General features: G+C 65.7%; 21 protein-coding genes, 1 tRNA gene and 1 pseudogene. 11 read left to right on the top strand and 12 right to left on the bottom strand.

What is annotated here, in order from left to right; genetic code table 11:
* Window positions 1–64: 64 nt before the first annotated feature.
* Window positions 65–535 carry an Lrp/AsnC family transcriptional regulator gene (locus AC1DDA_RS22605; protein WP_476780475.1) on the bottom strand — a complete coding sequence of 157 codons (471 nt, stop codon included), beginning with the start codon at window positions 533–535 and terminating at the stop codon, window positions 65–67.
* A gap of 124 nt (window positions 536–659) precedes the next feature.
* On the opposite strand from AC1DDA_RS22605, the gene hppD reads away from it, so the two are divergent.
* Window positions 660–1,796, top strand: a complete 1,137-nt coding sequence (hppD, locus tag AC1DDA_RS22600; RefSeq protein WP_476797472.1) for a 4-hydroxyphenylpyruvate dioxygenase — start codon at window positions 660–662, stop codon at window positions 1,794–1,796.
* A gap of 39 nt (window positions 1,797–1,835) precedes the next feature.
* Here the strand turns inward: hppD and AC1DDA_RS22595 are convergent, their stop codons facing one another.
* The 3 genes from AC1DDA_RS22595 to AC1DDA_RS22585 all read right to left on the bottom strand — a co-directional run bounded on the left by AC1DDA_RS22595 (window position 1,836) and on the right by AC1DDA_RS22585 (window position 4,521).
* Window positions 1,836–2,639, bottom strand: coding sequence for an AprI/Inh family metalloprotease inhibitor (locus AC1DDA_RS22595; protein WP_476797471.1), 804 nt, complete (start codon window positions 2,637–2,639; stop codon window positions 1,836–1,838).
* Window positions 2,624–3,598, bottom strand: coding sequence for a 2-hydroxyacid dehydrogenase (locus AC1DDA_RS22590; RefSeq protein WP_476797470.1), 975 nt, complete (start codon window positions 3,596–3,598; stop codon window positions 2,624–2,626). Before AC1DDA_RS22590 ends, AC1DDA_RS22595 begins: the two co-directional genes overlap by 16 nt.
* A gap of 146 nt (window positions 3,599–3,744) precedes the next feature.
* Window positions 3,745–4,521, bottom strand: a complete 777-nt coding sequence (locus AC1DDA_RS22585) for a FadR/GntR family transcriptional regulator (RefSeq protein WP_476797469.1) — start codon at window positions 4,519–4,521, stop codon at window positions 3,745–3,747.
* A 236-nt stretch (window positions 4,522–4,757) separates the two neighbouring features.
* Here AC1DDA_RS22585 and AC1DDA_RS22580 point away from each other — a divergent pair, with 236 nt between their 5' ends.
* The 5 genes from AC1DDA_RS22580 (at window position 4,758) to AC1DDA_RS22560 (ending at window position 10,406) form a co-directional block, all read left to right on the top strand.
* Window positions 4,758–5,810: an ABC transporter ATP-binding protein gene (locus AC1DDA_RS22580; RefSeq protein ID WP_476797468.1), complete on the top strand. Its 1,053-nt coding sequence runs from the start codon at window positions 4,758–4,760 to the stop codon at window positions 5,808–5,810.
* A 223-nt stretch (window positions 5,811–6,033) separates the two neighbouring features.
* Window positions 6,034–7,338: an ABC transporter substrate-binding protein gene (locus AC1DDA_RS22575; protein WP_476797467.1), complete on the top strand. Its 1,305-nt coding sequence runs from the start codon at window positions 6,034–6,036 to the stop codon at window positions 7,336–7,338.
* Between the two features lie 164 nt (window positions 7,339–7,502).
* Entirely contained in the window at window positions 7,503–8,459 is a 957-nt protein-coding gene (locus tag AC1DDA_RS22570; RefSeq protein ID WP_441513998.1) for a carbohydrate ABC transporter permease, read from the top strand.
* Entirely contained in the window at window positions 8,452–9,354 is a 903-nt protein-coding gene (locus tag AC1DDA_RS22565; protein WP_476797466.1) for a carbohydrate ABC transporter permease, read from the top strand. Before AC1DDA_RS22570 ends, AC1DDA_RS22565 begins: the two co-directional genes overlap by 8 nt.
* A gap of 155 nt (window positions 9,355–9,509) precedes the next feature.
* Window positions 9,510–10,406: an NAD(P)-dependent oxidoreductase gene (locus tag AC1DDA_RS22560; protein ID WP_476797465.1), complete on the top strand. Its 897-nt coding sequence runs from the start codon at window positions 9,510–9,512 to the stop codon at window positions 10,404–10,406.
* Window positions 10,407–10,567: 161 nt separating this feature from the next.
* Here AC1DDA_RS22560 and AC1DDA_RS22555 read toward each other — a convergent pair whose 3' ends face one another.
* Entirely contained in the window at window positions 10,568–11,644 is a 1,077-nt protein-coding gene (locus AC1DDA_RS22555; protein ID WP_476797464.1) for a LacI family DNA-binding transcriptional regulator, read from the bottom strand.
* Between the two features lie 74 nt (window positions 11,645–11,718).
* Between AC1DDA_RS22555 and AC1DDA_RS22550 the strand changes: the two are divergent.
* Window positions 11,719–12,657: pseudogene (locus AC1DDA_RS22550) on the top strand (NAD(P)-dependent oxidoreductase); the annotation flags it as partial.
* A gap of 49 nt (window positions 12,658–12,706) precedes the next feature.
* On the opposite strand, the gene AC1DDA_RS22545 reads toward AC1DDA_RS22550, so the two are convergent.
* The 3 genes from AC1DDA_RS22545 to AC1DDA_RS22535 all read right to left on the bottom strand — a co-directional run bounded on the left by AC1DDA_RS22545 (window position 12,707) and on the right by AC1DDA_RS22535 (window position 15,174).
* Window positions 12,707–13,450 carry an aspartate/glutamate racemase family protein gene (locus tag AC1DDA_RS22545; RefSeq protein ID WP_476797463.1) on the bottom strand — a complete coding sequence of 248 codons (744 nt, stop codon included), beginning with the start codon at window positions 13,448–13,450 and terminating at the stop codon, window positions 12,707–12,709.
* 335 nt (window positions 13,451–13,785) lie between these two features.
* Entirely contained in the window at window positions 13,786–14,661 is an 876-nt protein-coding gene (gene phhA, locus AC1DDA_RS22540) for a phenylalanine 4-monooxygenase (RefSeq protein WP_476797462.1), read from the bottom strand.
* 428 nt (window positions 14,662–15,089) lie between these two features.
* Window positions 15,090–15,174, bottom strand: a tRNA-Leu gene (locus tag AC1DDA_RS22535).
* A gap of 205 nt (window positions 15,175–15,379) precedes the next feature.
* Here AC1DDA_RS22535 and AC1DDA_RS22530 point away from each other — a divergent pair.
* From AC1DDA_RS22530 to AC1DDA_RS22515, 4 genes are all read left to right on the top strand, one after another.
* Window positions 15,380–15,991 carry a YqaA family protein gene (locus AC1DDA_RS22530; protein WP_476797461.1) on the top strand — a complete coding sequence of 204 codons (612 nt, stop codon included), beginning with the start codon at window positions 15,380–15,382 and terminating at the stop codon, window positions 15,989–15,991.
* 8 nt (window positions 15,992–15,999) lie between these two features.
* Window positions 16,000–16,536, top strand: coding sequence for a disulfide bond formation protein B (locus AC1DDA_RS22525; protein ID WP_476797460.1), 537 nt, complete (start codon window positions 16,000–16,002; stop codon window positions 16,534–16,536).
* Window positions 16,537–16,726: 190 nt separating this feature from the next.
* Window positions 16,727–18,115, top strand: a complete 1,389-nt coding sequence (locus AC1DDA_RS22520; RefSeq protein WP_476797459.1) for an NfeD family protein — start codon at window positions 16,727–16,729, stop codon at window positions 18,113–18,115.
* Window positions 18,112–18,909, top strand: a complete 798-nt coding sequence (locus AC1DDA_RS22515) for a slipin family protein (protein WP_441514007.1) — start codon at window positions 18,112–18,114, stop codon at window positions 18,907–18,909. The genes AC1DDA_RS22520 and AC1DDA_RS22515 overlap by 4 nt, the downstream gene beginning before the upstream one ends.
* Before the next feature lie 23 nt (window positions 18,910–18,932).
* On the opposite strand, the gene AC1DDA_RS22510 is transcribed toward AC1DDA_RS22515, so the two are convergent.
* The 4 genes from AC1DDA_RS22510 to AC1DDA_RS22495 all read right to left on the bottom strand — a co-directional run bounded on the left by AC1DDA_RS22510 (window position 18,933) and on the right by AC1DDA_RS22495 (window position 22,374).
* The gene (locus AC1DDA_RS22510; RefSeq protein WP_476797458.1) at window positions 18,933–19,490 is read right to left on the bottom strand and encodes an HNH endonuclease; all 558 of its coding nucleotides are present in this window, start codon (window positions 19,488–19,490) and stop codon (window positions 18,933–18,935) included.
* Window positions 19,491–19,711: 221 nt separating this feature from the next.
* Window positions 19,712–20,596: a 3-hydroxybutyryl-CoA dehydrogenase gene (locus tag AC1DDA_RS22505; RefSeq protein ID WP_441510705.1), complete on the bottom strand. Its 885-nt coding sequence runs from the start codon at window positions 20,594–20,596 to the stop codon at window positions 19,712–19,714.
* Between the two features lie 87 nt (window positions 20,597–20,683).
* The gene (locus AC1DDA_RS22500; RefSeq protein ID WP_476797457.1) at window positions 20,684–21,628 is read right to left on the bottom strand and encodes an electron transfer flavoprotein subunit alpha/FixB family protein; all 945 of its coding nucleotides are present in this window, start codon (window positions 21,626–21,628) and stop codon (window positions 20,684–20,686) included.
* A complete protein-coding gene (locus tag AC1DDA_RS22495) occupies window positions 21,628–22,374 on the bottom strand; it encodes an electron transfer flavoprotein subunit beta/FixA family protein (RefSeq protein ID WP_476797456.1) in 747 nt (248 codons plus the stop codon). Before AC1DDA_RS22495 ends, AC1DDA_RS22500 begins: the two co-directional genes overlap by 1 nt.
* Between the last annotated feature and the right edge of the window lie 92 nt (window positions 22,375–22,466).

Genomic DNA, 22,466 nt, shown 5'->3' with positions numbered 1-22,466 from the left:
CGGTCGGGATCGATCAGCCGCATGAAAGCGGCGTGACGAAGGCGCAGTTTGCACAAGCGCCGCGCTATGTCATCGGCAGCGGCAAGAGCCCGGGTTCCTTCAGCGTTTCGAGCGCGATCTCCGAGCGGACACGCGCCACGCTCTCATGCGGCATCAGGATTTCGTTGACGAGCCGAGCGAGCGCCTTGAGGTCGCCGACCGCCACTTTCAGCAGGTAATCGGCCTCGCCGGTGAGGGCATGCGCTTCGAGGATCGCCGGAGTGAGCCTGACGAGATCGCGGAAGCGGCGCGCATTGTCGCGCGAATGGGTGTCGAGCGCGACATGGATGAAGACGATGACGCCGAGCCCGACGGCAGCCGGCTCCAGGGCGGCGCGGTAGCCGCGGATCACCCCGTCCTGCTCGAGGCGCTGGCGGCGGCGCGAAATCTGGCTGGCGGACAGGCCGATCTGTTCCGCGAGCGTGGCATTGGTCAGGGAGGCATCGCGCTGCAGGGCATCGAGAAGCCGCCAGTCGAGGGTGTCGAGCGTGGTCATATCATGCGCCATTTCGCCGGTGGCGCATGGATGATGCATCTTTTAGTCGGCGGCGTACAGATTTGCACGCCCCTTGCCTCCCTTCTGCGTGACCATGTGCTCATAACAGAACAGGAGGAATGCCATGGGTCCCTTTCCGCACGATGCGGCTCCGCCGGAAATTTCCGATGCGAATCCGATGGGCACGGACGGCTTCGAGTTCGTCGAGTTCGCGCATCCCGAGCCTGAGAAGCTCGGCGCCCTGTTCGAGACGATGGGCTTCCGCCCGGTCGCCCGCCATCGCTCGAAGCAGGTGACACTCTATCGTCAGGGCGACGTCAATTTCGTCGTCAATGCCGAGCCCGATTCCTTCGCCCAGGCCTTCGCCGCCGAGCACGGCCCCTGCGCCTGCGCAATGGCCTTCCGGGTGGTCGATGCCAAGCATGCCTTCGAGCGGGCCGTCTCGCTCGGCGCTGAGCCCTATGAGAGCGCGATCGGGCCGGGCGAACTCGCGATCCCTGCCGTGCGCGGCATCGGCGGCTCTCTGCTCTATTTCGTCGATCGCTATGGCGAGAAGGGTTCGATCTGGGACGTCGATTTCGAGTGGATCGGAGAACAGGACCCGCATCCCGAGCAGGCTGGGCTCTATTATCTCGATCATCTCACCCATAACGTCCATCGCGGGCGCATGGATCATTGGGCCGGCTGGTACGGCAAGCTGTTCAATTTCCGCGAGATTCGCTTCTTCAACATCGAGGGCAAGCTGACCGGCCTGATCTCGCGGGCGCTGACCTCGCCTTGCGGCAAGATCCGCATTCCGATCAACGAGTCGCTCGACGACAAGAGCCAGATCGAGGAGTATCTGCGCCAGTACAAAGGTGAGGGCATCCAGCATGTCGCGATGGGCGCGCGCGATATCTACGCCAGCGTCGAGCAATTGCGCCGCAACGGCCTGCCTTTCATGCCGTCGCCACCGGACACCTATTACGAGAAGGTCAATGCGCGCGTGCCGAACCATGGCGAGCCGGTCGAGCGGCTGAAGGCCGACGGCATTCTGATCGACGGCGAAGGAGCTGTCGCGCTTGGCGAGAAAGCCGGCCGGATGAGCAAGGTGTTGCTGCAGATCTTCTCGGGCACCGTGCTCGGGCCGATCTTCTTCGAATTCATCCAGCGCAAGGGCGATGACGGCTTCGGGGAGGGCAATTTCCGCGCCCTGTTCGAGTCGATCGAAGAGGACCAGATTCGCCGCGGCGTGCTCAAGCCCGCGGACGCGGCAGCTTAGCCTGCCTGCGCCGCGCGAGCTTTCGCCGCGCGGCATGTCTCATGGGGCGAGCTTGCGCATCAGGAGGGGCGCGCCGACTGGGGGATCCTTACGCCATTGGCCATTCTCGAAAATCAGATCGGTGCCGTGGCCGCGGCGGGCGACGAGCGTGAGCCTGCCGCCGGCATAGCGCCAGCCGGCGGGGTCGAAGATCGTGAGTCCCGTATCCTGGCAGGCGCCCTCCAGCGCTGCGGGGGCCTGTCCGCCGGCTGATGGCGGCGACAGGACGAGCCGACAAGCCTCCCGGTTCTGCTGGCGCATCAGGACGTAGCGCCCCGGCAATGTTTCTATCGCAGGGGCTTTTGCGGGATCGACGATGGTCGGCCGCTGGGCCGCTGACGCAAGGGCGGAGGGGGAATTGGCGGGCGCGGCGGCTGCTACGCGCGGATGGTCCTTGGAGAGCAGCCGATAGGCCTTGCCGTCGCTGCCCTTCCCGTCGAGTCCTGCTTCGGGGGAGCCCTTCTGGAAACCGACGAGTTCCTTGCCGCCGGCGTCGAGCAGCTGTGGCTGGCCGTTCGCCGCCAATGCCCATCCCCTTGCATCGTCTAGAATCGGCAGAGCGCGCCGGCAGGTGGCCGGGAAGCGCAGCTGGCGCGCGTTGCTGGAGGCGTCCGCACCGAGCGTGATCGTGCAGCTACGGGTCGCGCCGGCCAGTTCAAGGTCCCAGGCCCCGAGCCAGCGGCGGATCGCGTCCGGGGCTTTGCTGGCGCCGCGCGGAAGCGGCGCCGTCTGGGCGGCGGCCGGCAGGGCGCCGGCGCCAAGGAGGAATAGCGGCAGAAGCCGGCGAATCAGGCCTTTTTCCATGGGGTCTCCGGCACAGGCGTCAGCGGACCCTTGCCATCGAACCATGAAACGAGATTGTCGACCAGAAGCTGGCCCATGGCCTCACGGGTATGAACCGAGGCCGAGCCGACATGGGGCAGCAGCACGGCATGCTCGATCGCGATCAGCTCGGCCGGCACGCGGGGCTCGTCCTCGAAGACGTCGAGGCCGGCGGAGAGGATGGTCTTGTCCTGCAGCGCCTTGATCAGGGCCTGCTCGTCGATGACGGTCCCGCGGCCGACATTGACGACGATGCCGTTCGGCCCCAGCGCCTTCAGTACCTCGGCATTGATGATGTGATGCGTCGAGGCGCCCCCCGGCGCGACCGAGATCAGCGTGTCGACGTCAGCTGCCATCTCCACCAGCGAAGGATAGTAGCGATAGAGCACATCCTCCTGGCGCGAGCGGCCGTGATAGACGACCGGCAGGCCGAAGGCTTCGAGTCGATGCGCCACGGCCTTGCCAATACGGCCGAGGCCGACGATGCCGACCTTGCGTCCGCGCAGCGACGTCGTGAGCGGATAGTTGCCCTTCAGCCATTTGCCCTCGCGCAGATAGCGATCGACCTGCGGGAGCTGACGCACGGTCGAGAGCAGGAGGCCGAGCGCGAGATCGGCAACCTCGTCGGTCAGCACGTCGGGCGTGTTGGTGACGACAAGGCCGCGGCGGCCGGCCTCGGCTGCGTCGACATGGTCGTAGCCGACGCCGAAGCTCGAGGCGATCTCGAGCTTGGGAAGCGCGTCGAACAGCGCGCCATCGACGCGGTTATGGCCGCCGCCGGCCGCGACGCCGCGTACGCGGCCGGAAACCTCGCGGAGCAGAGCGGCGCGATCAGACGCATTCCACAGCTCATGGACGGTGAAGCGGGCCTTCAGCTGATCGGCAGCATAGGCCATCAGCGGGCCCGTCTGGATGATTTCGGGCTTGGAGGAGACTGTCATCGTCACATTGTCCGTAGGGCTGGAAGGAATGTTGATTCGCTGCTTCTGAATCGATTAAAACGAGACTACGCTGCCTGACGTTGCATTGTAGCGACGCCTTTGCATGAGCGGTACCCGATGACGCCTCGCGCCGGAGCGCGAGGCGCTTATTTAGTATGCTTTATTCGCATGATTTTTCCCATCTCGGTAGCGTAGTGCGTGCCGAGCGAGGCGAGAGTCGTGTTCAGGCTATCGATCACGAGCCCGGCCATCCGGGCGGAGGCGAGGTCGCCGTCGCGGTCGATGATGGCGAGCAGGACATGTTCGTGGTCGGGGAGCGACTCGATATAGGCTTGCTCGTCGCCCGTCTTGAGCAGCATCGACCATTGCAGCGTCGCGATGACGGCGCTGGCGAGGCATTGCAGCGGGGCATTCTGTGCGGCTGCAAAGATCGCTTCGTGGAAGGCCAGGTCGGCGCGGATGGTCGCGTCGGCATAGGGCCGGCCGTCGACCATGCCGCGATAGGCGGCCTCGATCCGGGCGATGTCGGCGGAGGTCCGGCGCTGGGCGGCGAGGCGGGCCGCGCTGGGCTCGACGAAGCGGCGCAACTCAAAGAGATCGCGAATGAAACGCTCGTTCGGGTCCGCTTCGAAATGCCAGGAGAGGACATCGGGGTCGAGCAGATTCCAGCGCTCGCGCGGCGCGGCGCGGGTGCCGCTCTTGGGGCGCGCCTCGACCAGCCCCTTGGCGGTCAGGATCTTGACCGCCTCGCGATAGGCGGTGCGGGAAACCGAGATGTCCGAGCGCAGGTCATCCTCGTTGGGCAGGACCTCGCCAGCCTTGATGCGGCCGGTGATGACAGCGACCGCGAGCTTCTGCGCGACCTGGCCGAAGAGCCGGTCCGGATTAAGCGTCGTCGGACGCGAGAAGTCGCGCACGCGCATGTCAGGGCCTCCCTTTGCAGTCTCGCCGCAGCCTCGCTTCCGAGGCACGGCGCTGACCATGGCGGCGCTTGACACGCCCGCTTCTATCGTATGACTTTATCGCAGACTGGAGCGGACACAATCGCCCGAAGCAGGCGAGGTCCGCTTTCATCATTCGGTCATCAGAAGCCGATTGTGGTCGTGACGCCTGGACGACGGGCTGTGCGACGAGGGAACGGAAAGCAGGGAAGGACGGCATGGCTTCAGTCCAGATCGCCGATGTACGCAAGGCCTACGGGTCGACGCAGGTCATCCACGGCGTCGACATCGACATCAACGACGGCGAATTCGTCATCCTTGTCGGCCCCTCGGGCTGCGGAAAGTCGACGCTGCTGCGCATGATCGCGGGACTCGAGAATATTTCGGGCGGCGAAATCCGGATCGGACCGCGCGTGGTGAACGACGTGCCCCCGAAGGAGCGCGACATCGCCATGGTGTTCCAGAACTATGCGCTCTATCCGCATATGACGGTCGCCGACAACATGGCCTTCTCGATGAAGCTCCGGAAGGCGCCGAAGAGCGAGATCGACGAGCGCGTCAACAAGGCTGCCCAGATCCTTGGCCTGAACAAGTTGCTGGACCGTTATCCGCGCCAGCTCTCGGGCGGTCAGCGCCAGCGCGTCGCCATGGGCCGCGCCATCGTCCGCGATCCGCAGGTCTTCCTGTTCGACGAGCCGCTCTCGAACCTCGACGCCAAGCTTCGCGTTCAGATGCGCACCGAGATCAAGGAGCTGCACCAGCGCCTCAAGACCACGACGGTCTACGTCACGCACGACCAGATCGAGGCCATGACCATGGCCGACAAGATCGTGGTGATGCATGACGGTATCGTCGAGCAGATGGGCGCGCCGCTCGATCTCTACGACAATCCGGCGAACCTGTTCGTCGCGGCTTTCATCGGCTCGCCGTCGATGAACCTGCTCAGGGGCAAGATCACGGGCAATGGCTTCGAGACCGAAGGCGGAGTCGTCTGGCCGATCGGCCAGCATCCGGCGAATTCCGACGGGCGCGCGGCTGTTCTGGGCATCCGCCCGGAGCACTTCCAGCTCGACCCGAATGGCCTGAAGGCCGAGGTCGCGGTTGTCGAACCGATGGGGTCGGAGACGCAGGTCGTCGTCCGCTGCGGCGGGCAGGATCTGACCTGCATCTTCCGTGAGCGCATCACAGCCAAGCCGGGCGAGACCATCGGGATCACGCCCGATACCAGCGTGACGCATCTCTTCGACGCTGCGACCGGCAAGCGCCTCTAGAGTTCGCGCCATTCGGGCCGCGCAACGGCCCCGGCGGACCACGCGTCCTCTGGCACGCGTTTAGAGCCGGCGCCGGCAGGCTGACGCGCTCCGGCCGGTGCGCCTCTCAGAAATTCGCCGCCCATTGGATCGGGCGGTGGATAATGGCTGTTCAGTGCCCATAATCGATGCAGGACGGAGGTCCCATGTAGGCCTCCGCCGCACCCACGGAGGAGACGGTTTCATGAGCATTTCCAGAAGAGACGTATTGATCGGCGGCGCCGGGCTTGCAGCCGGGGCAACGCTGCCGCTCGCGCCGGCCATCGCGCAGGCCAATATCGAGAAGGGTGCGACGCTGCGCGTGCTGCGCCCGACGAAGTTCGTCGATCCCGACCAGGCCATCTTCAACGAGAACACCGAGGCCTTCACCAAGGCGACGGGCGTGCCGGTCCGCGTCGACTATGCCGGCTGGGAGGATTTGCGCCCGCAGACGGCGGTGACCGCCAATACCGGCGCCGGCCCCGACGTCGTGGTCGGCTGGGCCGACGACCCGCACATCTTCTCGGACAAGCTGATCGACCTCACTGGCATCGCCGAGGATCTCGGCAAGAAATATGGCGGCTGGTACCCGATCGCCGAGAAATACGGCAAGAAGGACAAGACCAACCAGTGGATCTCGATCCCGATGGGTGCTTCCGGCGCGCCGGCGGTCTATCGTGAATCCTGGGTCAAGGAAGCGGGCTTCGACACCTTCCCGAAGGATCTCGACGGCTTCCTCAACCTCTGCCGCAAGCTCAAGGCGAACGGCCATCCCGCCGGCTTCGCGCTCGGCAACGCGGTGGGTGACGGCAACGCCTTCTGCAACTGGCTCGTCTGGACCCATGGCGGCTACATGGTCGACGAGAACAACAAGGTCGCGATCAATTCGAAGGAGACGATCGCGGCGCTGAAATACGCCAAGGCGCTCTACGAGACCTTCATCCCCGGCACGCTCTCCTGGCTCGACATCAGCAACAACAAGGCGCTGACGGCAGGCGAGATCGGCGTCACCCAGAACGGCGTCTCGCTCTATTTCTCGATCAAGAACTCGAAGGACGAGAAGACCGCCGCGATCGCCAAGGATCTGAACCACGCGACCATGCCGGTCGGCCCGTTCGGGCGCCCGTCTGAGCCGGCGCTGGTGATCAACGCCATGGCGTTCAAGCACACCAAATTCCCGAACGCGGCCAAGGAATATCTCCGCTTCATGATGGAGAAGGAGCAGTACGACAAGTGGCTGACCGGCTGCTACGGCTACTGGACGCAGCCGCTGAAGGCTTATGCCGAGAGCAAGGTCTGGTCGGCCGATCCCAAGATCCTGGTCTATCGCGACACCTGGGAACGGGCGCTGTGGAGCGGATACAAGGGCTCGATCAACGAGGCGGCTGGCACGGTCAATGCCGAATATGTCGTCGTTCAGATGGTCGCCTCCGTCTGCGCCGGCCAGGCGACGCCTGAGGAAGCCGCCGCGGAAGCCGAGCGCCGCGCCAAACGGTACTACCGGAGCTGATCCGGCCCGCTCAAGGCCGCCGGCTCGTCCGGCGGCCGACGGGATCGTCGCGCGTCCGATCGGCGACAGCGACGGCCTTTTGAGTTCTTAGCGCATCGGATTGTCCGAAGAGTGGATTCCCCTTTTCGGTCCGATGCCACAGCCGACCCGAACGCGAGGGCGCCATGGCCATAGCTGCCGCCGAATCGCGAACCGTCCACAGCCTGCAGCAAAACTGGCTGGTGCGTCTGTTCGACTACAAACCGTTCCTGATCTTCCTCTGCCTGCTGCCCGCGGCCGGGTTCCTGCTCGTCTTCCTGAGCTACCCGCTGGGGCTGGGCATCTGGCTCGCCTTCACCGATACGCGCATCGGCCGCGCCGGCCATTTCATCGGCTTCGAGAATTTCCAATCGCTCTGGTACGACCGGGTGTTCATCACCGCGGTCTGGAACACACTGCTCTATACGGGGGTGGCGACGATCGGGAAATTCGCGCTCGGCCTGTGGCTGGCGCTGCTGCTCAACAACCATCTGCCGATGAAGTCGCTGCTGCGGGCGATCATCCTGATTCCGTGGATCGTGCCGACGGTGCTCTCGGCCATCGCCTTCTGGTGGATCTACGATCCGCAGTTCTCGATCATCTCCTATGTGCTGGTCGACGTGCTCGGCTGGCGCGACACCTATATCGACTTCCTCGGCCAGCCCTGGCCGGCGCGGTTCTCGCTGATCGCGGCGAATATCTGGCGCGGGATCCCCTTCGTCGCGATCTCGCTTCTCGCCGGCCTGCAGACCATCTCGCCGGCGCTGTACGAGGCGGCGATGCTCGACGGCGCCAATGCCTGGCAGCGCTTCCGGCACGTGACCTTCCCGATGCTGATGCCGATCCTGGCGATCGTGCTGACGTTCTCGGTGCTGTTCACCTTCACCGATTTCCAGCTCGTCTACGCCATCACCCGCGGCGGGCCGGTGAACGCCACGCATCTGATGGCGACGCTCGCCTTCCAGCGCGGCATCCCCGGCGGCCAGCTCGGCGAGGGCGCGGCGATCGCGGTGGCGATGATCCCGTTCCTCGTGATGGCGACGCTGTTCAGCTATTTCGGCCTTGCCCGGCGCAAGTGGCAGCAGGGGGAAGACAATGACTGATCAAGCCCTCGGCGCGCGTCCGCAGCTCAAGGACAAGGAGCGTGAAGGCGTCATCGACTGGTCGTCCGGCCCGCGGCGCTTCATCATGCTCTATTTGCCGCTGTCGCTCTTCCTGCTGGTGTTGCTGTTCCCGTTCTACTGGATGGCGATCACCGCGATCAAACCGAACGCGGAGCTCCTCGACTACAAGAACAACAACCCGTTCTGGGTGAAGTCGCCGACGCTCGAGAACATCAACAGGCTGCTGTTCCAGACCGATTATCCGCAGTGGCTCTGGACCACGATGATGGTCGCGGCGGTGGCGACGGCGCTCTCGCTGTTCTCCAGCGTCCTTGCCGCCTATGCGATCCAGCGGCTGCGATTCAAGGGTTCGCAATATGTGGGCTTGGCGATCTATCTCGCCTATCTCGTGCCGCCCTCGATCCTGTTCATCCCGCTCGCGACGTTGATCTTCCAGTTCGGCCTGTTCGACTCGCCCTTGGCGCTGATCCTGACCTATCCGACCTTCCTGATCCCGTTCTGCACCTGGCTCCTGATCGGTTATTTCAAGTCGATCCCCTACGAGCTCGAGGAATGCGCGATGATCGACGGGGCGACGCGATTGCAGACCTTGTGGCGCATCACCTTGCCGCTCGCGATGCCCGGTTTGATCTCGGCCGGCATCTTCGCCTTCACCCTGTCCTGGAACGAGTTCATCTATGCGCTCGCCTTCATCCAGTCGGCGGAGAAGAAGACGGTGCCCGTCGCGGTGCTGACCCAGCTCGTCGAGGGCGACGTCTACCATTGGGGCTCGCTGATGGCGGGCGCGCTGCTCGGCTCGATTCCCGTGGCGATCCTCTATTCCTTCTTCGTCGATTACTACGTGGCGTCGATGACGGGTGCGGTGAAGGAATAGGCTCCTTAGAACCGAGATCGGGGGCACGCGATGGCTATCCGTCATGGTCGGGCTTGTCCCGACCATCCGCGTCGCTCTTCGGCAACGCCGGTGTTCAAGACGTGGATGCTCGCCACAAGAGCGAGCATGATGGTGGAGCCCATCAGAGGATGGTTATGACGATTTCCAACATCGCCTTCATCGGGCTCGGCGCGATGGGCGCACCGATGGCCGAGAACCTGGTCAAGCGGCAGTTCCGCGTGACCGGCTTCGACATGCGGGACGCGGCCCGGGAGGCGCTTGCCGCGGCTGGGGGGCAGGCCGCGGAGAGTGCAGCCGACGCAGCCAAAGGTGCCGATGCGCTCGTGCTCATGGTGGTCAATGCCGCTCAGGCGCGTGCCGTGCTGTTCGAGGTCGGGGCGCTCGCGGCGCTGGCGCCGGATGCGACGGTGATCCTGATGGCGACCTGCCCGCCGGGCGAGGCCGAGGCGATCGCGGCGGAGGTCACGAAGACCGGCCGGCACTTCATCGACGCGCCGGTCTCGGGCGGCGTCAAAGGCGCACAGGGCGGGACGCTGACCATCATGGTCGGCGCGGCGCCCGAAAGCTTCGCGCGGGCCAAGCCGGTGCTCGATGCGCTCGGCGACAAGGTCTTCCATGTGGGCGAGAAGCCGGGGCAGGGCGCGACGGTGAAGACCGTCAACCAACTCCTCTGCGGTGTCCATATCGCGGTGGCGGCCGAGGCGCTCTCGCTGGCGGAGAAGGCCGGCATCGACGGGCGGCTGCTGTTCGAGATCATGGGTGGCTCGGCCGCCTCCTCCTGGATGCTCCGGGATCGCGGGCCGCGCATGCATGAGCCCGACCCGGCGGTGGCGAGCGCCGTCGATATCTTCGTCAAGGATCTCGGCATCGTGCTCGATGCCGGGCGCGCGGCCAAGACGGCGCTCCCGCTCGCGGCCGCCGCGCATCAGATGTTCCTCGCGGCTTCGGGCCTCGGCCATGGCGGGCGCGACGATTCGCAGGTGGTCCGAGCCTATCGCGCGCTCAACGCCAAACCTGCCAACGATGCCTGAACGGTGTTGATCCGGTGGTCGAAGACTTCTGCCCTCATCCTGAGGAGCCGCGCAGCGGCGTCTCGAAGGATGCTCCGGGAGGCTCTGGAGACATCTCGCCCATCCTTCGAGACGCGCTTCTGCGAAGCGCTCCTCGGAATGAGGGCTCGAGGGGTGAGGACCTAGGGCGGCGGGCAGGTCGTACCGCGAACGATCAGCGCCGGGGTCAGCAGCAGGCGCTGCGTCGGCGCGGCGGGATCGGCGATGCGGTTCAGCAGGAACTCCGCCGATTTGGCGCCCATGTCGTTCTGGAAATTGAAGACGGTTGTGAGAGCGGGGAACCACTGCGCCGCCTCCTTCACATCGTCGCAGCCGACGATCGAGAAATCCCTGCCAGCTTCGAGCCCTCGATGACGCAGGCCGAGCATGGCGCCGAAGGCGGCGAGATCGTTCATACAGACCGCCGCGGTCGGCGGGCCGGCGGCGTCGAGCACCTTGAGGATGCCCTGATGGCCGGTTTCGCGGGTCCCGAAGTCGAAATGGACCAGCGCCGGATCAAGCGGCAGGCCGGCACGGGCCAATGCCTCGCGATAGCCAGCATAGCGGTTGCGCCCGGTCGAGATGCTCTCATTCGCGCAGAGGAAGGCGATGCGGCGATGGCCGAGGCCGATGAGATGTTCCATCGCCAGGGTGGTGCCGTGCCGGTCGTCGGATCCGACGAAATCGAGATCGATCCCGGCGATCTCGCGCGAGAGCTGCACGATCGGGACGCCGGCATCGATCAGCGGCGCCAGACTCTCGGCCGTGCTGCCGCCGGCCGAGCAGAGGATCATGCCGTCGGGGCGATATTCGGCGAGGCTGCCGAGCACGCGCGCCTGTTTCTCGATATCTTCCGCATAGGTGCCGAGCAGAATCGAGCGGCCATGGCGGCCTGCCGTTTCCTCGATCGCGGCCAGCAGTTCGGCGAAATAGGGGTTGGTGATGTCGTGAAAGACGACGCCGATGATGTTGGTCCGGTCGGTGCGCAGCGAGGCGGCGCTGCGGTTGTAGCTGTAGCCCATCGAGCGGGCGATCTCGCGTACGCGTTCGCGCGTTGCCTCTGCGACAAGCGGCGAGCCGCGCAGGGCCAGCGAGACCGTCGCGGTCGAGACCGAGAGGTGGTCGGCGATGCTCTGCAGGGTGACACGGCTGCGACCGGCCATGCCCGCCGGGTTGGGGCTTCTGGTCCGGCTGGTCTCGGGCGGGCCGTCGGCAGTCATGTCTCGTCCACTGTGAGTGCTGACCTCGCGATCGCCGGCGAGTCGGGCCGTTTTCTTCACGTTCCGTTTCATCTCAACCATATCAGCGGGAGAATTTGAAGATGACTGCAACCAAAGAGTCGGTGGGCTTCATCGGCGTCGGCCTGATGGGGCAGGGCATGGCCCGCAATCTGGTCGACAAGGGCTTTCCGCTCACCGTGATCGGGCACCGCAACCGCAAGCCGGTCGAGGAACTGGTCGCGGCCGGTGCAGTTGAGGCGAAGACGCCGAAGGAGCTCGCCGCGCGCTCCTCCATCATCTTCCTGTGCGTTACCGGCTCGGCCCAGGTCGAGGCCGTGGTGAAGGGCGATAACGGCATCATGGCGGGGGCCAAGCCCGGCACCGTGATCGTCGATTGCTCGACGTCTGACCCGACGGTGACGGTGCGGCTTGCCGCTGAGCTGGAGGCGAAGGGCTTGCATCTGGCCGATGCGCCCCTCGGCGGCACCCCGGCTCAGGCGGCACAGGGACAGCTTTCTGCGATGGTCGGCGCCGCGCCGGAGATCTTCGCCCGGATCAAGCCCGCCTGCGAGGCCTGGGCGCAGAAAATCGTGCATCTCGGGCCTGTCGGCGACGGGCACAAGATGAAGCTGATCAACAACTTCCTCTCGCTGGGCTATGCGGCGATCTACGCGGAGGCGCTGACGCTCGGCCAGAAAATCGGGATCACGCCGCAGACCTTCGACAGCGTGCTGCGCGGCAGCCGCATGGATTGCGGCTTCTACCAGACCTTCATGAAATACGTGCTGGAGCGCGACCGCGACGCCCACAAGTTCACACTCAGCAACGCCCTGAAGGATGTGCGCTATCTGGAGAGCGTAGCCAACGATGCAGGCGTCGCCAACCCGATCGGCAACGCCGTCAAGAACAGCTATGCGGCGGCGGTGGCGAGCGGGCACGGGGAGGACTATGTGCCGATGCTCTCCGACTGGATCGCCGGGCTCAACGGCGTCTCGCTTGCCGTCAAGGGTTGAGCGAGGACAACGGGGCGTCCGGGGATCGTGCGGGCGCCTCGATCGGGTGTCAGGGCTGCGCCAGCAGGCGGGCCAGGCCGTCCGACAGGCCAGTGCTGGCGACGGGGGCGGGCAAGGCGAGGTCGCCGCTCCCGGGCTTGCGCAAGGGCTGCTCCAGCGCGTCCAATAGCATCCGGACGCCCGCTTCGGCCGAGCAGATCACGGGGATGTCGACATGCGGCTGCACCCGTGCGGCAAGACCGGCGAGGCCGGCGCCGCCGAGGATGACCGCGCCGGCGCCATCACGCCGCGCCACGAGGCGGCAGGCCTCGGCCAGCATGGCGATGGAGCCGTCCGGGTCGCGGGCGATGTCGGCTCCGGTGGGCGCGACGGTCTCGACGGCGGCAAGGCGCCCGCCGAGGCCGATCGAGCCGACGAACTCCCGCAGCATCGGTCCCCAGCGCTCCCCGCCGGTGACGATGGCGAAGCGCTCGGCCTTCTGCGCCGCGAGGCGGCTGCTGGCTTCGGCCATGCCGATGACGGGAACGCGCGCCATCTCCTTGAGCGCGAGTAGGCCGGGATCGCCGAAGCAGGCGAGGTAGACACCATCGCAGCCATGGCCGTGCTCGGCGAAGGCCTCGAGCGCCGCATGGGCCGCCACGACGCTGGCGCTGCGGCTGGCGATGTAATGCGCGCCGAAGCGTCCGGTCACCGGCACCATCGTCGTATCCGGCGGCAGATAGGGTTCGATGACCCGCGCGACCAGGGCCGTCATTTCCGGCATCGTGTTGGGATTGATCACGAGAATGCGCAAAGCGACTGGTTCCCGATTTGCGAAGTGACAGAGCGCGCTCCGGCGAGAGGGCAAGTCTCATCGGCAACGCCTCATCCATGCCATGAAGGAGCGCGGTTTCCCGCGCAAGAGCCGTCTGTTGTCGTGCGAGGCGGAAGCCGCTCGAACGAAGGCCCGTCGGCGCTGCGAACGCTACGCCAGGCAGGAAGCTCGCCCGACGCTCGCACTGCGCGGCATTGTCCGGGCAAAGGGGCGCGTGCGAATGGTGACGACGATTCGATTGGCCGGCCCCTGCGGTCCTCCGTGCGAGGCGCAATGACCGGTCCTGCATTCTCTCGACAGCGACAAGCCCAAACTTACTTCAGCTTGGTCTTCGTGGCCGGGAATTCGCGCCAGAAATGGCCGGTACCCTGCCGGAGGACTACATCCTGCGGCAGGATTTCGAAAGGCGTATGGGCCGGCAGGGCGCGCAGCTCCTCGAAACGGGTGGTGAAATCCTCGCTCCTGAGCAGCTCGAACAGATCCTCGAAGCGGTCGATGACGAAATAGGTCGCCTGGAAATCGTCGATGTAATAGCCGGTGCGCAGCACGCGCTCGAGATCGAAGGCCAGCTGGTGGGCGGAAGGGTCGTCCACCACATATTTCGCCTCGCCGAAGGACGAGACGATGCCGGCGCCGTAGATGCGGACGCCCTCGGGCTTGCGGATCAGCCCGAATTCGATGGTGTACCAGTTGAGGCGCGCGAGGAACTTCACGCCCTTGGTCTCGACGGCGACGAGCCCGATGCGGCCATATTCGTTCATGTAGTCGGCATAGGCGGGATTGGTCAGCAGCGGCACGTGGCCGAAGACATCGTGGAAGATGTCGGGCTCCTCCAGATAGTCGAGCTGCTCGCGGCCGCGGATGAAGGTGCCGGCCGGAAACTGGCGGTTGGCCAGCATCTGGAAGAAGGGACGCGACGGGATGAGCCCCGGCACCGCTACCACCTCCCATCCGGTCAATCGCCGCAGCCGCTCGTTCATGCGCGCGAAATTCGGCACGCCTTCGGGGCCGATGCCCAGCGCGGCGAGGCCGTCGAGATATTCCTGGCACACATGGCCCCTCAGGGTGCGCTGCTGGCGCTCGAACAGCGTGCGCCAGATGGCGTGGTCCTCGGGGGTGTACCGCTCCCAGCCCTGGTCGATGATACAGTCCTCGACCGTCTGTGCGGTCAAAAGAGCATGTCCCGACATCGCCTTCTCTCCTCAGAGCCGGCCCCGAGTTCCGGCTGTGACGCTCTGCATGGCCATAACGAACGACATGGCCTCGCAGATCCCGCAGCGTCGTCAGCGAACCACAATACTCTCGCTGCGGCCGGGCGCGAAGAACGTGAATTGAGGATCGCCGACGGAGGGAATTCTGTATTGACCGGGGCGACTTGGGTCGGAGCTAGCGCCCTGGCCGCCCAAGGCATCCGCATCAGTTGATCGAGCCGGGGCCCGTCGAGATGACGATCCATACGCGGCACGAACCCGTCTCGGCGGCAGATGTTGGCCTGTGCTCATCAGAGGCCAACATCTTCTCGCGCCCATCGACGAACGTCAGAGAAGGCCGGAAAAGCGAAAGGCCGGCCAAACCAGCGGGCCGGAGCGGCTTTTCGGTTGTCTGCGAAGCAGATTTTTGGTGCCCCTGGCCGGGATCGAACCAGCACTCCTTGCGGAACTCGATTTTGAGTCGAGCGCGTCTACCAATTCCGCCACAGGGGCCCATGCAGGCGGGCGGACTATACCGATCGGCCGATGCCGGTCAATCGGTGGAACGGCAGCGGCGACAGGTTTCAGTGCGCTGTGCTCTGAAGGTCGCGGAGTGTTTCACGCACGGCCCTTGCAGGGATGGCACACCGGTGCCGCGACAATCCTCCCGGAGCGCGCGGGCCGTTGCGTCACGCGCCGCCCCATGATCTAGAGCGCCATGCTCAAGCGCCTCTACGAATGGACCATGTCGCTCGCGGCCCGGCCGCGCGCCGAGCTCTGGCTGGCCATCGTCGCCTTCGTCGAGAGCTCGTTCTTCCTGATCCCGGCCGATGTGCTGTTCGTGCCGATGGCTCTGGCGCGGCCGCAGCGGGCCTACCGGCTGGCCTTCATCGCGACGCTGTTCTCGGTGCTCGGCGGTATCGCCGGTTATGCGCTGGGGTATTACGCCTTCGAGGCGCTGGCGAAGCCGGTGCTCGCTTTCTACGGCAAGCTTGACGCCTTCGAGACCCTGCGCGCCTGCGCAGGCCCGGACATGACGCTCATCCTGCTGACGACCTCGGGTCTGGCGCATCTGCCGCCGATCAAGGTCGTGACGATCCTGGCCGGCGCAGTCCATATCGGCCTCGCCTTCTTCGTCATCTCCTGCGTGCTGGCGCGCGGGGCGCGTTTCTTCGCCTTGGCGTTGCTGCTGCGTCGTTATGGCGTCTCGATCCGGCACTTCATCGAACGTCGCCTGAAAGTGATCGCGCTCCTCGGCGCCGCCGTGCTGATCGTGCTTTATTTCGGCCTCAAGCTCGTTGCAGGTTCGGGCCAGCTGCTTTCCTGCTGAGCCCTGCCATGACCGCCTCTTCAGCCATTGTGTCCCCCGATCCCCGCCGGTTGCTCACCCTGCCGCGGCTGATCGCGCTGATCGGGCTTGCGAGCCTTGCCCTGATCGGAGGAGCCTGGTTCTTCGAGCTGGTCATCCATCTGCAGCCCTGCAAACTCTGCCTCGAGCAACGCGTTCCGCATTATGCCGCCATCGGCCTGGCGCTGGCTGCGCTGGTGCTCGCGCGTTCGCCGCTGCTGCAGTGGATTGCTCTGCTGGGACTTGCGGGCCTGATGGCCTGGAGCACAGGGCTCGGCGTCTATCACGCGGGTGTCGAATGGGGCTGGTTCGTCGGGCCGAATGATTGCGGGGGCGCGGCGCCAGCCGCAGCGGGCATGCAGGATTTCATGAAGCAGCTGCAGACGGCCCGGATCGTCGCCTGCTCGGAAGCGGCATGGCGTTTCCTCGGCCTGTCGCTTGCTGGCTGGAACGCGCTCGTCTCAGCCGGGTTGTTCGTGCTCGCAATCTTCGGGCTGCTGCGCGGCAAGGCAGTCGGCGCTCCCTAGATAGCTCCGCTCGATCTACTAGATCCTTGAAAATCGGGTGCCGGTCACTCGCCCGTGGTCGCGAGCTCAATGGGCGAAGGTGTCCAAGGGCGCAATCTGCTGGCAGGAGACGTCGCGACCTGCGCCGCTGTCGCCGACGTCATGGACTTCGCTGGAATCGAGCCCATATAGATTCCACGGAGTTCTGACCGTGAGACTCGTGCGGGTGGCCCTTTTTGCAGCGGCCGTCTTAGCCGCAGCGGTTCCTTCTTCCTTTTCGCCTGCCCGAACGGCGGCGGAACGGGTCGCGTTGAGCACCTCGATCGACGGCGCGATCGGTCCGGGAAGCGCGCGCCAGCTCAAGGAAGCGCTGAGCGTCGCCGCCAGGCGCAATGCCGAAGTCCTCATCCTCCAATTGGACACGCCCGGCGGCCTGGTCACGTCGATGCGCGAGATGATCGCCGACATCCTGGCCTCGCCCGTTCCCGTCATCGGCTATGTCGCGCCGGCGGGCGGCCATGCGGCGAGTGCGGGGACCTATATCCTCTACGCCACCCATGTCGCGGCGATGGCGCCCGGCACCAATATCGGGGCCGCCACCCCGGTGGAGATGGGCGGGCTACCCTCGCTCCCCGGCGGGGAGAAGGATAAGGGCCCGGGCGGCAACGGGAAGGACGCTGGCGGGCGGCCGGCCGGCGACGCGATGCTCGCCAAGGTGACCAATGACGCGGTTGCGCTAATCCGCTCGCTCGCCGAATTGCGCGGACGCAACGGCGATTGGGGCGAGAAGGCGGTACGCGAGGCGGCGAGCCTGTCGGCCAGCGCGGCGCTCGACCAGCATGTCATCGACTTCGTCGCTCGCGACACGACCGAGCTTCTGCAACTGGCCGATGGCCGCACCGTCGACGTTGCCGGCAAGAAGGAAGTGCTGGCCACCAAGGGCCTAGCCGTCGAGACGCTCGAGCCGGGCTGGTTCATCCAGCTTCTCTCCGTCATCACCAATCCGAACATCGCCGTTGTCCTGATGCTGGTCGGCGTCTACGGCCTCGTCTTCGAGTTCATCAGCCCCGGCGCGGTGGCGCCGGGCGTGGTCGGCGCCACCTGCTTGCTGCTTGGCCTCTACGCGCTCGATCTGCTGCCGATCAACTATACCGGGCTCGCGCTGATGCTGCTCGGCGTCGCCCTTCTCATCATGGAGGCCTTCAATCCGACGGCCGTGCTAGGGCTCGGCGGCACAGCCGCCTTCCTGCTCGGTGCGACCATGCTGCTCCAGGTCGAGGGTCCGGGCTTCGCCATATCCTGGGCGATCATCGGCCCCGCTGCGGCGGTGACGCTGGGGCTCGCGCTGCTAGCCGGCACCTATGTCTGGGCGGCGCGGCGCAACCCGCCCCGCGTCGGCGGCGAGGCGATGCGCGGGCTTGCCGTGGACATCCTCGACTGGGACGGCGGCGAAGGCCATGTGCTGGCGCTCGGCGAACGCTGGCGGGCGAGAGCGAACGAGCCCATCACGCCCGGGGACAGCGCCGAGGTGACCGCGGTCAGCAACCTCGTCCTGACCGTCCGGCGGCGCGATGCGGCGAACGATGGAGCACGACGATGACGACGATGGTCGGTTACGTGGCCTATCTGATCATTGCGCTGCTGGCGGCCTTCTTTCTGTCGGCGGCGATCCGCATCCTGAGAGAATATGAGCGCGGCGTGGTCTTCACGCTCGGTCGCTTCACGGGGGTTATGGGGCCGGGCCTCATCATCCTCGTGCCTTTCGTCCAGCAGATGGTGCGCGTGGACCTGCGCGTCGTGGTGCAGGACGTGCCTCCGCAAGACGTCATCTCACGCGACAACGTCTCGGTGAAGGTCAATGCCGTGCTCTATTTCCGCATCGTCGATGCCGAGCGCGCGATCATCCAGGTCGAGGATTTCATGACCGCCACCAACCAGCTGGCCCAGACCACGCTGCGCTCGGTGCTCGGCAAGCACGAACTCGACGAGATGCTGGCCGAGCGCGACAGGCTCAACAGCGACATCCAGGAGATTCTCGACCAGCGCACCGATGCCTGGGGCATCAAGGTATCCAATGTCGAGATCAAGCATGTCGACCTCAACGAAAGCATGGTCCGCGCCATCGCCAAGCAGGCCGAGGCGGAGCGGCTGCGGCGCGCCAAGGTCATCAACGCCGACGGGGAGCAGCAGGCCGCGGCAAAACTGGTCGAAGCCGGCCACATGCTGGCAGCGGAGCCGCAAGCCATGCAGCTGCGCTATTTCGAGGCCCTGCATGACATCGCGGGCGAACGCTCCTCGACGGTGGTGTTCCCGCTGCCGGTGGATCTGTTGAGTCAATTCCTAAAGCAGCCGGCAGGTGAAGGCGGGCATACGACAAACGCCCCCGGTGGCTAGGGCATACAGCTGCTGCCCCGGCCTTACGGCTCCAACTCCGAGTCCCAATAGAGATAGTCCAGCCAGCTCTCGTGGAGATAGTTCGGCGGGAAGAGCTTGCCGTTGCGGTGGAGGTCGTTGACCGTCGGCGCGTAGGGTTTCTGGGCCGGGAACATCTCGACGGAGGCCGGCATCTTGTCGCCCTTGCGCAGGTTGCAGCGCGAGCAGGCGGCGACGACGTTCTCCCAGGTGGTGAGGCCGCCCTTGGAGCGCGGGATGACGTGATCGAAGGTCAGCTCGTCGCGCGTATTGCAATATTGGCAGGCGAAACGGTCACGCAGGAAGACGTTGAAGCGGGTGAAGGCCGGCGTCCGCGAGGGCTTGATGTAGCTCTTCAGCGAGACGACCGAGGGCAGCCGCATGTCGAAGCTCGGGCTGCGGACGACCGTGTCGTATTCGGAAACGATGTTGACGCGGTCCATGAAGACCGCCTTGATCGCGTCCTGCCAGCTCCAAAGGGACAAGGGATAGTAGCTGAGCGGCCGGAAATCGGCGTTCAGGACCAGGGCCGGACAGCCGTCCGGCGATGCCATCGGATGCATCACATGCGCCGTCAAACCCGTCGCACCTCCGCTTCGTCAAGCGGGACGAATCCCGCCCTCAGATCAATGTAAGCGCGAGACGACAGGAATGTGAAGGAACTTATTGCGGGTGCGACAAACGCTCTCGCACGGGCGAGGTGCTTCCTCGCTCGTGGCAGCCGGCTGGCAGATCGTGGTGATTTCGGCCGATTGGCGGGTTCTGGCCCGCCGGCCCCGGTTCGTCAGCGGGTCGGAACGGGTTTCTCGCCGCGATAATCGTAGAAGCCGCGCTTGGTCTTGCGGCCAAGCCAGCCGGCCTCGACATATTTCACCAGCAGCGGGCAGGGGCGATATTTCGAATCGGCCAAGCCGTCATGGAGCACCTGCATCACCGACAAGCAGGTGTCGAGGCCGATGAAGTCGGCGAGCTGAAGCGGGCCCATCGGATGATTGGCGCCGAGCCGCATGGCGGTGTCGATCGCCTCGACCGAGCCGACGCCCTCGTAGAGCGTGTAGACGGCCTCGTTGATCATCGGCAGCAGGATGCGGTTGACGATGAAGGCCGGGAAGTCCTCGGAGACCGAAACCGTCTTGTGCAGCTGGCCGACGAGGGCCTTGGCACGCTCGAACGTGCCGTCGTCCGTGGCGATGCCGCGAATCAGCTCGACGAGCTGCATCAGCGGCACGGGGTTCATGAAGTGGATGCCGATGAAGTGCTCGGGGCGGTCGGTCGCGGCCGCGAGCCGGGTGATCGAGATCGACGACGTGTTGGAGGCGAGGATCGCCTTGGGCTTCAGATGCGGACAGACGGCCGTGAAAATCTTGCGCTTGACCTCTTCGTTCTCGGTCGCGGCCTCGATGACGAGATCGCAATCGCCGAGATCAGCAAGGCCGACCGCAGGCTCGATCCGCTGCACGGCGGCACGGCGATCCTCGTCGGCGAGGGCACCCTTCTGGACCTGGCGGGCCATGTTGCCGTCGATGGTGGCGAGCGCCGCCTTGATCCGGTCCTCGGCGACGTCATGCAGCTTGACGTCGAACCCGGCCACCGCGGCGACATGAGCGATGCCGTTGCCCATCTGGCCTGCACCGATGATACCGATCGTCTTGATCGCGTGGTCCGACATGGCTTGATCCCGGATAGTCTTCTTATGCTCCCGCAGGGAGCGGAACGGGCCGCCCTGAGGCGGCCCGGAACGATGGTCTATGCCTTATTACTTGCCGGCTTTGGCGAGTTCTGCGTCGAGCTCGGGCAGGACGGCGAAGAGGTCGCCGACGAGGCCGTAATCGGCGATCTGGAAGATCGGGGCTTCTTCGTCCTTGTTGATGGCGACGATGACCTTGCTATCCTTCATGCCGGCGAGGTGCTGGATCGCGCCGGAGATGCCGACGGCGATGTAGAGCTCGGGCGCCACGACCTTGCCGGTCTGGCCGACCTGCCAGTCGTTGGGGGCGTAGCCGGCATCGACCGCGGCGCGCGAGGCGCCCATCGCGGCGCCGAGCTTGTCGGCGACCGGCTCGATCACCTTGCCAAAGTTCTCGGCCGAACCGAGCGCGCGGCCGCCCGAGATGATGATCTTGGCGGAAGCGAGCTCCGGACGGTCGGACTTGGCGACCTCCTCGCCCTTGAAGGACGAGTTGCCGGGGTTCTCGGCGGCCGAAACGACCTCGACGGCAGCCGAGCCGCCTTCACCTGCCGCCTGGAACGAGGCGGTGCGGATGGTCAGCAGCTTCTTGGCGTCGGTCGCCTGCACCGTCTGGATGGCGTTGCCGGCATAGACCGGGCGCTCGAAGGTGTCGGGCGCGACGATCTTGCTGACATCCGAGACCTGCATCACGTCGAGCAGCGCGGCGACGCGCGGCAGCACGTTCTTGCCAGTGGTGGTCGAGGGCGCGACGATGGCGTCGTAAGCCCCTGCGAGCTTCACGATCAGCGCCGCCAGCGGCTCGGCCAGCGCATGGCTGTAAGCGGCGTCATCGGCGAGCAGCACCTTCTCGACGCCGGCGAGCTTGGCGGCCGCGTCGGCCGCGGCCTTGGCGCCCTGGCCGGCCACGAGGATGTGGACGGGCGCGCCGAGCTGGGCGGCGGCGGTCAGCGCCTTGGCGGTGGCGTCCTTGATCGAGGCGTTGTCGTGTTCGGCGATCAGCAGCGTGGTCATCAGATCACCCCGGCGGTCTTGAGCTTGGAGACGAGTTCGGCGGCGTTGGCCACCTTGACGCCGGCGGAGCGGCCGGCGGGCTCGACCGTCTTCAGAACTTTCAGGCGCGGCGCAACGTCGACGCCGAGCGTCTCGGCCGAGGTCTCGTCGAGCGGCTTCTTCTTCGCCTTCATGATGTTGGGCAGCGAAGCGTAGCGCGGCTCGTTGAGGCGCAGATCGGTGGTGACGATCGCCGGGAGCTTGAGGGTGACGGTCTGCAGGCCGCCATCGACCTCGCGGGTGACGTCGACCGTGCCGTCGCCGACCACGACCTTCGAGGCGAACGTGCCCTGCGCCCAGCCCAGCAGGGCGGCGAGCATCTGGCCGGTCTGGTTGCAATCGTCGTCGATCGCCTGCTTGCCGAGGACGACGAGGCCGGGCCCTTCTTGCTCGACGACCTTCTTCAGCATCTTGGCGACGGCGAGCGGCTCGACCACACCGTCGACCTTCACGAGGATGCCGCGGTCGGCGCCCATGGCGAGGCCGGTGCGGATCGTCTCGGCGGCCTGCGCCGGGCCGATCGAGACCACGATCACTTCGCTCGCCTTGCCGGCTTCCTTGAGGCGCAGCGCCTCTTCCACCGCGATCTCGTCGAACGGGTTCATCGACATCTTCACATTGGCCAGCTCGACGCCGGACCCATCCGCCTTCACGCGGATTTTCACGTTGTAATCAACCACCCGCTTGACGGGCACCAAGATCTTCATCGTCAGATCACCGTTCAGAAGAGATGCGCCTCGCGCCGCGCCGTCCAAGACGGCAGAGTGGCGGCATCGCGGCCCTCGGCTGGAATGCGCAG

This window comes from Allobosea sp. 10N428, assembly GCF_056394545.1.
This window is presented reverse-complemented; position numbering and strand designations above follow the sequence as displayed.

Bases quoted from the DNA above. Each gene is read 5' to 3' on its own strand.
- AC1DDA_RS22605 (WP_476780475.1), bottom strand. From the start codon at position 535: ATGACCACGCTCGACACCCTCGACTGGCGGCTTCTCGATGCCCTGCAG.
- hppD (WP_476797472.1), top strand. From the start codon at position 660: ATGGGTCCCTTTCCGCACGATGCGGCTCCGCCGGAAATTTCCGATGCG.
- AC1DDA_RS22595 (WP_476797471.1), bottom strand. From the start codon at position 2,639: ATGGAAAAAGGCCTGATTCGCCGGCTTCTGCCGCTATTCCTCCTTGGC.
- AC1DDA_RS22590 (WP_476797470.1), bottom strand. From the start codon at position 3,598: ATGACAGTCTCCTCCAAGCCCGAAATCATCCAGACGGGCCCGCTGATG.
- AC1DDA_RS22585 (WP_476797469.1), bottom strand. From the start codon at position 4,521: ATGCGCGTGCGCGACTTCTCGCGTCCGACGACGCTTAATCCGGACCGG.
- AC1DDA_RS22580 (WP_476797468.1), top strand. From the start codon at position 4,758: ATGGCTTCAGTCCAGATCGCCGATGTACGCAAGGCCTACGGGTCGACG.
- AC1DDA_RS22575 (WP_476797467.1), top strand. From the start codon at position 6,034: ATGAGCATTTCCAGAAGAGACGTATTGATCGGCGGCGCCGGGCTTGCA.
- AC1DDA_RS22570 (WP_441513998.1), top strand. From the start codon at position 7,503: ATGGCCATAGCTGCCGCCGAATCGCGAACCGTCCACAGCCTGCAGCAA.
- AC1DDA_RS22565 (WP_476797466.1), top strand. From the start codon at position 8,452: ATGACTGATCAAGCCCTCGGCGCGCGTCCGCAGCTCAAGGACAAGGAG.
- AC1DDA_RS22560 (WP_476797465.1), top strand. From the start codon at position 9,510: ATGACGATTTCCAACATCGCCTTCATCGGGCTCGGCGCGATGGGCGCA.
- AC1DDA_RS22555 (WP_476797464.1), bottom strand. From the start codon at position 11,644: ATGACTGCCGACGGCCCGCCCGAGACCAGCCGGACCAGAAGCCCCAAC.
- phhA (WP_476797462.1), bottom strand. From the start codon at position 14,661: ATGTCGGGACATGCTCTTTTGACCGCACAGACGGTCGAGGACTGTATC.
- AC1DDA_RS22530 (WP_476797461.1), top strand. From the start codon at position 15,380: ATGCTCAAGCGCCTCTACGAATGGACCATGTCGCTCGCGGCCCGGCCG.
- AC1DDA_RS22525 (WP_476797460.1), top strand. From the start codon at position 16,000: ATGACCGCCTCTTCAGCCATTGTGTCCCCCGATCCCCGCCGGTTGCTC.
- AC1DDA_RS22515 (WP_441514007.1), top strand. From the start codon at position 18,112: ATGACGACGATGGTCGGTTACGTGGCCTATCTGATCATTGCGCTGCTG.
- AC1DDA_RS22510 (WP_476797458.1), bottom strand. From the start codon at position 19,490: ATGCATCCGATGGCATCGCCGGACGGCTGTCCGGCCCTGGTCCTGAAC.
- AC1DDA_RS22505 (WP_441510705.1), bottom strand. From the start codon at position 20,596: ATGTCGGACCACGCGATCAAGACGATCGGTATCATCGGTGCAGGCCAG.
- AC1DDA_RS22500 (WP_476797457.1), bottom strand. From the start codon at position 21,628: ATGACCACGCTGCTGATCGCCGAACACGACAACGCCTCGATCAAGGAC.
- AC1DDA_RS22495 (WP_476797456.1), bottom strand. From the start codon at position 22,374: ATGAAGATCTTGGTGCCCGTCAAGCGGGTGGTTGATTACAACGTGAAA.